Origin of the sequence: Acinetobacter sp. FDAARGOS_515 (assembly GCF_003938865.1) — a bacterium.
GTDB lineage: Bacteria > Pseudomonadota > Gammaproteobacteria > Pseudomonadales > Moraxellaceae > Acinetobacter > Acinetobacter ursingii.
This window is the reverse complement of the sequence record NZ_RKIX01000003.1, coordinates 639715-651335: the sequence shown is the minus strand read 5'-3', so window position 1 is coordinate 651335 and position 11621 is coordinate 639715. Positions and strand designations below refer to the sequence as shown.

10 protein-coding genes and 6 tRNA genes are annotated in these 11621 nt (G+C 40.4%); 9 read left to right on the top strand and 7 right to left on the bottom strand.

Annotated elements, in window-relative coordinates:
- Positions 1-15 precede the first annotated feature (15 nt).
- From dapE to EGS47_RS04550, 3 genes are all read right to left on the bottom strand, one after another.
- A complete protein-coding gene (gene dapE / locus EGS47_RS04560) occupies positions 16-1149 on the bottom strand; it encodes a succinyl-diaminopimelate desuccinylase (RefSeq protein WP_119686262.1) in 1134 nt (377 codons plus the stop codon).
- A gap of 126 nt (positions 1150-1275) precedes the next feature.
- Complete coding sequence (locus EGS47_RS04555) at positions 1276-1419, bottom strand: entericidin A/B family lipoprotein (RefSeq protein ID WP_026039994.1); 144 nt, start codon at positions 1417-1419, stop codon at positions 1276-1278.
- A 128-nt stretch (positions 1420-1547) separates the two neighbouring features.
- Positions 1548-2402: a DUF1853 family protein gene (locus tag EGS47_RS04550; protein WP_119686263.1), complete on the bottom strand. Its 855-nt coding sequence runs from the start codon at positions 2400-2402 to the stop codon at positions 1548-1550.
- 91 nt (positions 2403-2493) lie between these two features.
- Between EGS47_RS04550 and EGS47_RS04545 the strand changes: the two genes are divergently transcribed.
- The 9 genes from EGS47_RS04545 (at position 2494) to EGS47_RS04505 (ending at position 5050) form a co-directional block, all read left to right on the top strand.
- Positions 2494-2853: a YbaN family protein gene (locus EGS47_RS04545; protein WP_004995796.1), complete on the top strand. Its 360-nt coding sequence runs from the start codon at positions 2494-2496 to the stop codon at positions 2851-2853.
- A 233-nt stretch (positions 2854-3086) separates the two neighbouring features.
- Positions 3087-3632: a cell wall-recycling L,D-carboxypeptidase ElsL gene (elsL, locus tag EGS47_RS04540; RefSeq protein WP_119686264.1), complete on the top strand. Its 546-nt coding sequence runs from the start codon at positions 3087-3089 to the stop codon at positions 3630-3632.
- A gap of 193 nt (positions 3633-3825) precedes the next feature.
- Positions 3826-3901 (top strand) — tRNA-Val (locus EGS47_RS04535).
- 23 nt (positions 3902-3924) lie between these two features.
- Positions 3925-4001 (top strand) — tRNA-Asp (locus EGS47_RS04530).
- A 45-nt stretch (positions 4002-4046) separates the two neighbouring features.
- Positions 4047-4123 (top strand) — tRNA-Asp (locus EGS47_RS04525).
- A gap of 20 nt (positions 4124-4143) precedes the next feature.
- Positions 4144-4219: transfer RNA gene (locus tag EGS47_RS04520), tRNA-Val, on the top strand.
- A 34-nt stretch (positions 4220-4253) separates the two neighbouring features.
- A tRNA-Asp gene (locus EGS47_RS04515) sits at positions 4254-4330 on the top strand.
- A gap of 111 nt (positions 4331-4441) precedes the next feature.
- A tRNA-Val gene (locus EGS47_RS04510) sits at positions 4442-4517 on the top strand.
- Between the two features lie 74 nt (positions 4518-4591).
- Positions 4592-5050, top strand: a complete 459-nt coding sequence (locus EGS47_RS04505; protein WP_119686265.1) for a DUF2750 domain-containing protein — start codon at positions 4592-4594, stop codon at positions 5048-5050.
- Between the two features lies 1 nt (position 5051).
- Here the strand turns inward: EGS47_RS04505 and EGS47_RS04500 are convergent, their stop codons facing one another.
- From EGS47_RS04500 to yccS, 4 genes are all read right to left on the bottom strand, one after another.
- A complete protein-coding gene (locus EGS47_RS04500; protein ID WP_125269231.1) occupies positions 5052-5837 on the bottom strand; it encodes a YdcF family protein in 786 nt (261 codons plus the stop codon).
- A gap of 139 nt (positions 5838-5976) precedes the next feature.
- A complete protein-coding gene (locus tag EGS47_RS04495; RefSeq protein ID WP_125269230.1) occupies positions 5977-8637 on the bottom strand; it encodes a PepSY domain-containing protein in 2661 nt (886 codons plus the stop codon).
- Between the two features lie 156 nt (positions 8638-8793).
- Positions 8794-9354 carry a YcxB family protein gene (locus EGS47_RS04490; protein ID WP_004991187.1) on the bottom strand — a complete coding sequence of 187 codons (561 nt, stop codon included), beginning with the start codon at positions 9352-9354 and terminating at the stop codon, positions 8794-8796.
- Between the two features lie 85 nt (positions 9355-9439).
- Positions 9440-11614: a YccS family putative transporter gene (gene yccS, locus EGS47_RS04485; RefSeq protein WP_125269229.1), complete on the bottom strand. Its 2175-nt coding sequence runs from the start codon at positions 11612-11614 to the stop codon at positions 9440-9442.
- Positions 11615-11621 lie beyond the last annotated feature (7 nt).

The following is an 11621-nucleotide window of genomic DNA, read 5'->3' as shown; positions in this document are numbered from 1 at the left end:
GAGATCAATTTTAGCTTAGGCAAGAAGCTGTATTAGCATTTCCTCATAGATTTCAGCTAAAGGTTCTAGATCGGCAACATTCACATGCTCATTAATTTGATGAATAGATGCATTTAGTACACCCAGCTCTAAAACTTGTGCGCCAGTAGGGGCGATAAAGCGTCCATCTGAAGTTCCACCAGTTGTCGATAATTGACTTTCAGTACCTGTAACTTTTTGAATCGCATGTTTAGCTGCATTGACGAGTTCGCCAACAGGAGTTAAAAAAGGTAATCCTGACAGAGTCCAGTCGATATGATACTCAAGCCCATGTCGATTAAGTAAATCTATAACACGCTGTTTTAAAATCTCTGCTGTAACTTCGGTTGAGTATCTAAAATTAAAGGTTACTTCTAGTGTTCCCGGAACAACATTAGTTGCTCCTGTTCCAGAATGAATGTTGGAGATTTGAAAGGTGGTTGCTGGAAAATATTGATTACCTTCATCCCAAATAGTTTGACATAGTTCATTAATAGCAGCGGCAGCCAAATGAATTGGATTACGTGCCAGATGTGGATAAGCCACATGACCTTGCTTGCCCTGAACGGTCAAAACACCGTTGAGTGAACCGCGACGTCCATTTTTAATAATATCGCCTAATTGTGCTGTACTTGATGGCTCACCCACCAGACACCATGTGATTTTCTCTTGACGCGCTTCAAGCGTCTCAATGACTTTAACCGTGCCATTTATTGATGGGCCTTCTTCATCTGAGGTAATGAGATACGCAATTGAGCCTTTATGATGTGGATGTTTTTTTACAAAACGCTCAGTGGCGACAACCATCGCTGCCAAGGCTGTTTTCATATCTGCTGCGCCACGACCATATAGTTTCCCATCTCTAATTTCGGGTTGAAATGGGTCTGTTTCCCAAGCCTGTAAGCTACCTGTTGGTACAACGTCAGTATGCCCTGCAAAACAAAAAACGGGAGATTGTGTACCTCGACGCGCCCATAAATTATCGACATCCTCAAAACGCATATGCTCGATTTGAAAACCTGCCTGAATCAGGCGCTCCGCCATAATATTTTGACAATTATGATCCATCGGAGTAACAGAAGGTTGACGTAAAAGCTCTAAACTAAGATCTAAGGTGGCTGATGAGGTCATAGGAAACAATATTGGCAATGAAAAACTGGTGGTTATAATAGGCGAAACTGCCAGCTATGAATATGCATAAATGAAAAAACCTTATCAAAAGATAAGGTTTTTAAAACGAATTGTAAGATGTTAGGCTTACATTTTGTTTTGTGTTTTTTCAGCAGTATTGGTCACGGCATCGCCTGCTTTAGACACGTCTTGTCCCATACCTTTAAATGTATTACAACCCGTTAAAACAAACGCAACCATGATTGATGCAGCTAAGATTTTTTTCATCATCTATCTCCACTTTAGATTTAATTCTGATGTACTTAAGAGATTAAAAACTAATCATAAAAATAAACATGAGTGTTTGATAGTAAATGTGTTAAAAAGTGTTTCAAAAGAGAATTGTTCTTGTAAATAAACTATTTATAGGTCAGTAAGTGTTGTCGATACATATAGTTTTGGATATCAGACTTGGGGTTAAAATATAGGCCATTGGTCCACCAAATAGCCTCATTTGAGGATGGATTAAGGTTGGGACATAACCATTCATGACGTGTTAATCGATAATAACTTTTTTTGGTTTGATTTCCCCATTGACCTAATCTTCTGTGTGGTTGAATCCAATCTAAAGATCCTGTGTTATCAAACGAGGCTTCGGGCAAATAAAGCTGTCCTTTGAGCACAGCATAACGTTTCTGGATAAGATGCTCCTCAACTTGTACAAATTGAAATTGTCGTTGAGTAAAATGATTCATTTTCTTAGATAATGTGTCGTCACGGTTGAGTCCAAACCAACACCCTAAGGAGAGATCTGCTTCACCCAAGTAATATTTTAAAGCAACTTCCCAGTGCTCAATGTCGTTCGTATCCTGATTTAACACTAAAAAATCCAGTTCGCCTAAAGTTTTCGCCCCTTGTATTTGTTGAATGCTATGACCTAAAAGCTGGTACGGATGATAATCAGCATCTCTTAGCCAGAACCAGAGTAGGTATTCAAAGCGTAAACCTAAACGGGTACTTTTTAGTTGATTTAAAAAATCTAGTAGGGGGGCAGGGGATTGATCGAGTTTATGTAAGCGTGGTTGATACGTTTTAAATTGTTGTTGCCAGAAATTCGCAGTGTGTAGATCAAAATGATAATGAATACTTAGTTCATCTGGAATGCTTTTAATAATATTCGGACTCGCCAAACAAAAAGCCAACTGACGTATACTTGGTTGTTTGAATTGTAGCCATGGTTCAAAATATTCAGATTTTAAAAGAGATGAGGGCATAATCACCTGATGCAATAATTTAAACTCGGAATAAGTAAATACGTGATAAAACTTTTATACTAGGCGCGCGTAAGCAATTTTAGGATTCGGTATGAAAACGTTGTTTTGGCGAAGCCTTGTGCTGATATTTATCACACTTGGGATTATTGGTGCAATTTTGCCTGGTATGCCAACAACGGTCTTTTTAATTCTGGCAGCATGGGCTGCTTCAAAAGGCTGGCCGCAAATGGATGAGTGGTTACTCAACCATCCTAAATATGGCTCGACCTTACGCAATTGGCGTGAACATGGTACGGTTCCACGTAGAGCGAAATGGATTGCCAGTATAATGATGCTCATCAGTGGCATCATAATGTTGTTTACCAATGCACCATTTTGGGTAAAGGTTTTTACTGATAGCATAATGTTGATTGTCGCCGTATGGTTATGGCTCCGTCCTGAGCACCGTTAAAAAAACTTAAAGCACCGCTTTAAGGATTTCTTAGGTGCGCAAGGTGAGGGCTATGCCCGAGTGAAACCGTTAAAAAACTTAAAGCACCGCTTTAAGGATTTCTTAGATGCGTAAGGCGAGAACTATGTTTGAGTGACGCCGTTAAAAAAACTTAAAGCATTACTTTGAATTTTTTACTCTATGGGAATTTGCGAAATTTTCTTTTATTTCTAATATTAAATCAGAGAAATACAATGTCTTATATGCTAGAACAAGCCGATATCTTGATTGATTTAGAACAACAGCTTTTATATTTACCTCAACATAATAAGTTATATTTGATTTCCTCTGGTAAAAATGGAATTGGCGAACAGGAAAATTCGGGCAAAACACCTCGTGGCTGGCACCGAATTGCTGAAAAGTTTGGTGAACATTTGCCTATCAATACTGTTTTTATCGCGCGGCAGCCGACAGGTGAAATTTATTCCCCATCGTTGGCATTCCAGAATCCACAACGAGACTGGATTTTATCCAGAATCCTCTGGTTAGATGGTCTTGAACTAGGCTTCAACCAGGGGCAAGGTTGCGATAGTAAACAACGCTATATTTATATTCATGGTACACCTGACACTGAACCAATGGGAATACCTGTTTCACATGGTTGTATTCGGATGCGCAATCAAGATGTGGTGGAGGTATTCGATTTGATCCAACAAGATGCATTGGTTTATTTATCTGAAACAAAAATTGAATCATTTAATCCTGTACTGGCAAATTTGAGCTCCGAAAAAACATTTTAAATTTAGGATTGAATGATTTCTAAAGTTAAAAAAGAAAGTTGATGTTTAAATAAGATACAGAATTTTCAGGTTTTTCTATCGAATGACTTATTTTTTAATCATTCACACTGGATTTTAAGAAAAGAAAAGCAAAAGCGTTTGACACGCTGCTTAGATTCTCTATAATGCACCTCACAAACGATAAAGACGTTAAGGGCGCTTAGCTCAGTTGGTAGAGCGTCTGCCTTACAAGCAGAATGTCGGCGGTTCGATCCCGTCAGCGCCCACCAAGCCTTTACGTTAAGACTTCAGTGCAGCGGTAGTTCAGTTGGTTAGAATACCGGCCTGTCACGCCGGGGGTCGCGGGTTCGAGCCCCGTCCGCTGCGCCACTTAAGTTTTAATATCGTTTGCCACAATAGTGACTTTGTGAAAGTGCAGCGGTAGTTCAGTTGGTTAGAATACCGGCCTGTCACGCCGGGGGTCGCGGGTTCGAGCCCCGTCCGCTGCGCCACTTTTTACAAACACTTTTGAGGGCGCTTAGCTCAGTTGGTAGAGCGTCTGCCTTACAAGCAGAATGTCGGCGGTTCGATCCCGTCAGCGCCCACCATATATGTGACCTATACTTTTTAAGAGTATTATGTGCAGCGGTAGTTCAGTTGGTTAGAATACCGGCCTGTCACGCCGGGGGTCGCGGGTTCGAGCCCCGTCCGCTGCGCCATTTTATATAAAGTATGTAAATACTTACCTCTCTGATACAAGATGCTTTTAGAAAAATCATAGATTTTTCTCTTGCGCTCAGACAAAGCTTCGCTTTGTTTGTCTTCACTCAGGGCGCTTAGCTCAGTTGGTAGAGCGTCTGCCTTACAAGCAGAATGTCGGCGGTTCGATCCCGTCAGCGCCCACCATATCTCCTTTATCTTGCTTTTTTTCTACGTTTTTCCTAAGCTTTAGCTTTATTCTGCTTCATTATTATTACAATATGCGAAATCCCTATCAACGTCATTCATTGGGCCAGTCTCATTCTTCATTAAATCCTAAAGATTTATATAAGCAATTCATTGAAACAATGCTGATGCAGAAGCATGTCATCGGTTTATATGATGAGGGTTGGGCGTTATGTTCTACTCCAACAGGCCAACAGGCATTTGCAATCTGGCAAAGTAAAAATTTAGCCCAGTTATTACAAAAAGGAAGTTGGCAAAATTACCAGATTCAAGAAATTTCGCTTTCAACTTTAGTGCAAAAACTGATTCCCTATTTACGCGAGCAACGTACTTTATTTTTTTTAAACTTGACACCAGAAGGGCAGAATTTACTGGTCAAGCCTGAAAATCTGCTCGCAGATATTAAGCGCTGTCTTTATCAGCTTTATATGCAAAAGCCAGAGGCCTTTGCTGATTTACAATTAGCTTTACCCCGTTCCATTCGGTTGAATTAGTTTAGTATTCATGGAGTATCCACCCACTCAGATAGGCAAAATATTCTCTTAACCATGCGTTATAGCGAATGAGTAGCGGAGTTGGCGCAGCAACCATATATACATCTGAGTAACCCTGTTTTTGAGCGATGGCTTTGGCGCGAACGGTATGAAAGTCGCTGGTGACAATGGCGATAGGATCATTCAACTGAATCTGGTGTTGTTTTAAAATTAGCTGACTATTTTTTAAATTGAGTTCGGTGCTGGTACTTTGAGTTTCAAGTGCCATTTGCTGGGATAGCAGGGCATAATGTTGCTGTAAATACTTTGCCATAATGGCTGCTTCGGTTTGAGTTTCTCCAAAGTCTAATCCTCCAGTTAGGATCACCAGCGCGTCTGGTTGGCTCTGGGCAATTGGAGCAGCGGTGTCTAGTCGTTTGGCTAGGGCTGCTGAAGGTTGTCCATTTTCGATACCACTACCCAGTACAATAATGGATTTTACCGCGGGAATAGAGGCGCTATGTTGAATTTGTACCGTCAAGAAAATAAAGAATGCAAACAGCGTCATTAGCCAGACAATGAAGATTCCCCAGCCAAATCGCCAAAGTTTTTTAAATTTTAGATGTCGATTTAGCCATGTTTGGATTTGAACGTTGAAGAGCGCATATATGCAGAAAATGAGTCCAATGAATAGGGGTAATATCACCCCCAAATGGATTTTTCGATAAGATAAAAGCAATATCGCATCTATACATAAAATTAAACCGACAACGAATAAGCTAAGACGCATCAAAAAAGGAGCAGACATATCAAATGTTCTTATCAAAGGTAAGTTATAGAATAAAAACCAACTGTAGCAATTTCATTGAGTCGAGTCGAATAACAAGGGATATTCCTATATTTTGGAATATCCCTTGTTCATTGATTTTAAGGATTTGCAAAATTGCTTAGTAAACGTCTCTACGATAACGTCCATTTAAACGTAGTTCATCGACTTGAGCCTCACCCAGAATATCGTTGAGTGCTTGATCTACACCGCTCGCCATTCCCTCAATGCTACCGCAAACATAAATTACTGCATCACGATCAATCCATGCTTTCAATTCATCGGCTTGTTGTCTTAAGATGTCCTGCACATAGACGCGTTGTTCCTGATCACGTGAAAAGGCTAAATCCAGTCGTTTGAGCATGCCCATGTTGTGCCATGCTTCAATGGTTGTTTGATAGAAAAAATCGCAACGACGTTGTCTTTCACCAAAGATTAACCAGTTTTCTGAATAATCCTGACGGGTACGTGCATGTAATAAACTCATTAACCCTGCGATACCTGTGCCGTTTCCAATACAAATCATTGGGCGATTGTCATCAATTAAATGGAAGGATTCGTTGGTACGAATACGAAGGGCGATTGTATCATTGACTTGAGTATGCTCGGTCAGCCAACCAGAGCCCAGTCCAAGTTGACCGTTTTGATCAAGCTGTTGACGAACCGTAAGCCTTAAAAATAACTGGGTCGGAATACTGGCAATCGAATATTCACGTGTTGGCAATGTGGGAAGTTGTTCGAGTAAATGTTCCATATTAGCAAAAGGTTCAACTTCTACCGTCAGGTCTTTATCCCAAAGTGCTTGTTGAATAGAAATAGATAAAGAATCGACCAATGTATCAGGATGGACTTGATGCTTTTGTAAGAACTGTTCAATACGAGTGGCACTGTTGCCAGGTTGAATCTCGGCAATGTCACCCGCTTGCCAATGCACTTCATGTTTCGGCGTAAGCTCAAGGTTATAGGCAGGCGCACCCAGACTGTCTGGATTAAGTTGAATGCGTTTATCCAGTACCCATGTATCAAATGTTTTTTCAATACTCATCGATTGAAGTTCTAATTGACTTGCTTTGGCTAAAGCTTGATTCCAGCGTTGTACATCTTCATTGTTGGCATTGGTGACTTCAATCAAATCAAATAATGCATGTGCACCACATTGTTTTAACCAGTCATTGACGCGATGCCCGAAGCTACAATAAGTGTCTGGATATTCATCTGAACCTAAAGCCAATACGGCATAATGCATATGAGTTAAGTCTAGATTTGAGCTTAAAAACTTTTTCTCAAAACTACTAGCCAAATCAGGGGCTTCACCTGTGCCGTAGGTACTGACCACAAATAAAATTTGTGGTGCAGTTTTAAGTTCATTTTCGCTCAATTGCTGTATGGGTTTCACCGTCACAGGCTGATGTGCTTCTTGCAGGCTGGTGGCTGTGCGCCATGCGAGTTGCTCGGATACGCCTGTCTGAGAGGCATAGGTAATGAGCCATGGTGTTGCATTTGGATCAATATAATGATCTGCGAGTTGATGACGTGCAGCTTGAGCCAATCGTTTCTGTTTGCGACGTTTCAGATAAAGCATCCAACCGGTCACAAAAAATAAAGGCATTGCCAATGAAGCCAATAGGGCAAAAAATTGATAAATAGGTCCAAAGAAACTACCACGATGCACAGGTAACATGCTGCTCATGATTTTTTCATTTAGCTTTTTATCTTCATAAAGTTCAAGTTTTTCAATTTTATGGGTTTGATAGTTATATGTTGCGCTATTACGAGCGCGTTCATGTTGTGCAACTGGATCGACAAAACTCAGTTCAATTGAACCATCTGCTTTCTTCGGTAAGTTAATGGTTAAGGTTGAATAATCACGACCAATTTTTTGGTTAAACTCAGTCCACGTCTGGTTCAATGCTTGCTGGATTTGAACAGGGGATAACGCTGATTGCTCTCGATCTGTTGATCTATCGCCAGTTTTGGGGTGATTCATTTGACGATGATTTTGTTGCATTGTCTGAGCTTTGTCATTTGCAGACTGTGGTCGACCATTTTGTTCTTGATTATGTGGAGTGCCCGTACGTTCTCGACCACCTTGCTGTATTTGCGGTTTAGGCTGTTCGACCCCCATAACTTTAAACATGCCACTGCGCCACCAGTCATATGACCAATATAGCCCAGTACATGCCAAAATCAGATAAAACACCACCACCCACGTTCCGACGACTGCGTGTAAATCCCAAATAAAATTGCGGCCTTTGAGTTTTGGTTTTACAAAGAGCCATTGGCGCAGAGAATGCTTTTTTGGCCAACGCAGATACAAACCACTCAAGACAAAGAAAATGAGCATCAGGGTACATGCACCAGTAATCTGTTTACCTACAGGACCAAAGGTGAGCGTACGATGAAGCTGTTGTACAAACTGAAAAAAAACGCGACCTTTAATTTCAGGGAGTACTTGAGCGGTATAAGGATTGACCATCATGTTATAACCACGACGTTCACCTTCTTTGGCAATATTCACCGTCGATGATGCCGTTGGATCTTTTGCGATGGTAATGCTATTGATTTTTATGTCGGGATCTTGCGTTGAAAAATGCTGATAAAGCTGAACAGGTGTAAGCTTAGGTTGCGCTTGGGCTTGCACCACGTAGCTGTCTTGATTGATCCATTCTAAAATTTGTTGCTCGTAGGAGTAGATTGCTCCTGTGACTCCCATTAAAGAAAGAATCAGCCCCGCTGTAATCCCTAAAAACCAGTGAATCTGGAAAAACGTTTTTTTAAACATGATGATAGAAGATGTTTTAAGCAAAGAAATTTGATTAATTATAACCAAACATTGAGAAGATAATATGGATTTTGTAGGTAATATTAATTTTCATTATCATTTATAAATAAAATGTAAAAAAACCTCCATGAAGGAGGTTTTAATGAAGACTAGACTTTAAATGGTTTTGGGTTCACCAACAGCTTCAGTTAAATGCTTACGAATCGTATTAAACGAAAAGTTTTTTGAATCCATCCGTTTCGGTAAAATATACGCCCCTTGTTGGCCTTTGACCTTGAAATTCATCAAGATAAAATCAGGTGTATTGTACCATTCATAAATGTCTTTCCAGCCAATGGTACCTACGCCTTCCTGAGCACCCATTTGCTGACGCATGACAATTCCATGCGGTTGTACACCTAAACGAATTCCTTTAATTTCTTGAACAGGAAACTCGTTCATCTTACGTTTTACATACCATTCAAGACCGTATTTACGGATTAAAAAGTAGAGCACCACGCAGACAATGGCGACCCAACAAAAGATTGTGGAATAGTTTTTGAGTAAGACAATACCAGCAAGTGATAATGCAACCACCACAGCCATAATGATCCATGCTTTGGTGCTAATTTTATTAGTACTACGCCACATCATCAGTTGAACATTGCGTTGTTCTGCTTCAGAAACTTCGTAGATAACAGGCTGTAATGTATAAGCGTATAAAGATTTCGCGGTCATAGTGCAAATTGTGAATTTCAAACTGATTGGAGTTTAGCATTAATTTAGCCAATCTCGTGAATATATTCTGCCATTTTAAGGGGAATTATAATGACCCCAATTCGGTTGCATCATTATCCCGATCATGGCTGAGACTTTGTTTAAGCCGACTGAGCTGATTCAAAATACTGAGCATCAGTGACAACTGTTGCAAAATAATTAAAGAAGTTTGATCTTCCTGACTATTTTGTTTGAGGCGCTGGCGAATGGTTTGCAACATATTTTGTGAGCTTAAATCTGGAACTTCATCGCGTAAAAGGGCGCCCTGAATATCATCTAGTGCTTGATCGAGTAATTTTAAAATATCTTGATCCTGACTTTGTTCACGATGCGCACCTAACGCAGCAATATAGCTCAGGAAAGTATGATTCAAACATAAAAACTCAAAAGCCAGTGTTTTTTGATAAGGATCAAAGTCAGGTTCAGTGGCCAGAGTAGAAATGAGAGAGGCAACTTCTGCATCGGTATTATGTGCTGCGCGACGTGCCACTCGATAATTCAAACCATGATCACGTCCTTCATGATACTGACGCACCACATCTTTTAAATAATTACACTGGGCCTGTAAAGAGCGCTGAATGGTACGAGGCAAGCGTCGAAACTTCCAGTCTGGCCAGATAAAGCTCACTCCAAACCATGCCAAAGCACAGCCAATTAAAGTATCGATCAGCCGAGGAATACCCGCAGAAAAACCTGAACTGTCCAGATTAAAATTGATCAACGCCAAAATCGTAATAAATGCAGTCGCCTGTGCGTATTGTTTACTACGTAGTTCAAAGAATAAGACGCCACTTATCACCAGTAACAGTAATTGCCCTTCGAGTGACGGTACAAAATATAAAATAGCAAGGCCGCAAATAATACCGACCAATGTTCCGACTATACGCAATCTTAATCGTCGTTTAGTGGCATTAAAATTTGGTTGGCTGACAAATAAAGCGGTAAGCAAAATCCAGTAACCATACTTAATCCCCGTGATCTGAACGAAGATATAGGCAATAAGCAGCACAATCGAGAGTCGAATTGCATGTCGAAATAACACCGACTCAGGCGTTAGATTTTGTTTAATGCGGGTAACGATATCACTCCAGCCTTTTAAATCATCATCTTTTAACTGATGTTCAAACTGTTTGCTTTTTTCAAGGCTGATATTGCGTTCTGTTTCTAGGTTACGCAGTTGTGCATCAATCGATTTTAGATTTTGATATAAGGCATACAAAGCGTTGACCCAGACCTGATCATAGATCTGTTCTTGCTGTAATTTTTCCAGAGAAAGTTTCAGGTTTTCAAAAGCATGTTTAAAACGTTTGTTATGGATATACGCTTGTCGCTTTAAAATGCTTTGACTTAAATCCTGACAAGCTTTGCCCTGTATTGACAAAATACGCTGGAAGCGGAATAAAATATCACTGTGCTGAAATACTTTAGACAATTCCTGATAGTTGATATGTGCTGAGTCGGCACGTTCATGAATATCCTGAACCACAAAATAATAATGCAGACTGCGGCGGGTATCTTTTTGTCCACGGTCGCCCTTTAGACGAGTCAGTAAGGCAGTTTTGGTGTCGTTGAATACACCGATCAATTTGCCATTTTCCAGCGAAAGATCAATCATGCTTTGTTGATAGCTTTCCGCTGTCATATCGACATCAAACAAATTTGATTTGGCAAACAGAAAATTTCCAAGCGCTTCATAACATGCACTGAGTTTATCCTGTAAAGGACGTACAGGAAAAAGTAGAAAGCTAATGGTGGAAATCAGACCATACCAAGCTGCCCCAATGACCAGTAACACGGGTTGCATATACCATTCATCAAAAAGATGTACACCAAGCATGGAATAAACAGAAACCACCAGACATCCATAGGCGATGGTGGCGTAACGCCGTCCCAACGAACCGAGTAAAATCCAGCCGATACATGAAGCGATTAGCCCAATGGCAAACAAAAATGGATAGGGAAAAAGTAATTGAACCGAAGCCGCCGTAATAAAAAATCCAACTGCGGTATAGACCAGATTCATGATGCGCACAGAAAAGCGGTCATCAATATCACTTAAACCAGCGGCGACCACGCCTAAAGTTAAAGGAATGGTGGCAAGCTGAAAATTTAGGAAGTAGGGAACAAATGCTGTACCTGTAAATGCAATTAACATGCGCAGGTTGTACATTAATGTCGTATTATAAGTGGCTCTTCTGACATGCGCGAATAAGGGTTTCAACCTGAAT

Excerpts from the sequence above, each read along its gene's own strand:
- dapE (WP_119686262.1), bottom strand. The coding sequence starts at position 1,149 with ATGACCTCATCAGCCACCTTAGATCTTAGTTTAGAGCTTTTACGTCAA.
- EGS47_RS04555 (WP_026039994.1), bottom strand. The coding sequence starts at position 1,419 with ATGATGAAAAAAATCTTAGCTGCATCAATCATGGTTGCGTTTGTTTTA.
- EGS47_RS04550 (WP_119686263.1), bottom strand. The coding sequence starts at position 2,402 with ATGCCCTCATCTCTTTTAAAATCTGAATATTTTGAACCATGGCTACAA.
- EGS47_RS04545 (WP_004995796.1), top strand. The coding sequence starts at position 2,494 with ATGAAAACGTTGTTTTGGCGAAGCCTTGTGCTGATATTTATCACACTT.
- elsL (WP_119686264.1), top strand. The coding sequence starts at position 3,087 with ATGTCTTATATGCTAGAACAAGCCGATATCTTGATTGATTTAGAACAA.
- EGS47_RS04505 (WP_119686265.1), top strand. The coding sequence starts at position 4,592 with ATGCGAAATCCCTATCAACGTCATTCATTGGGCCAGTCTCATTCTTCA.
- EGS47_RS04500 (WP_125269231.1), bottom strand. The coding sequence starts at position 5,837 with ATGTCTGCTCCTTTTTTGATGCGTCTTAGCTTATTCGTTGTCGGTTTA.
- EGS47_RS04495 (WP_125269230.1), bottom strand. The coding sequence starts at position 8,637 with ATGTTTAAAAAAACGTTTTTCCAGATTCACTGGTTTTTAGGGATTACA.
- EGS47_RS04490 (WP_004991187.1), bottom strand. The coding sequence starts at position 9,354 with ATGACCGCGAAATCTTTATACGCTTATACATTACAGCCTGTTATCTAC.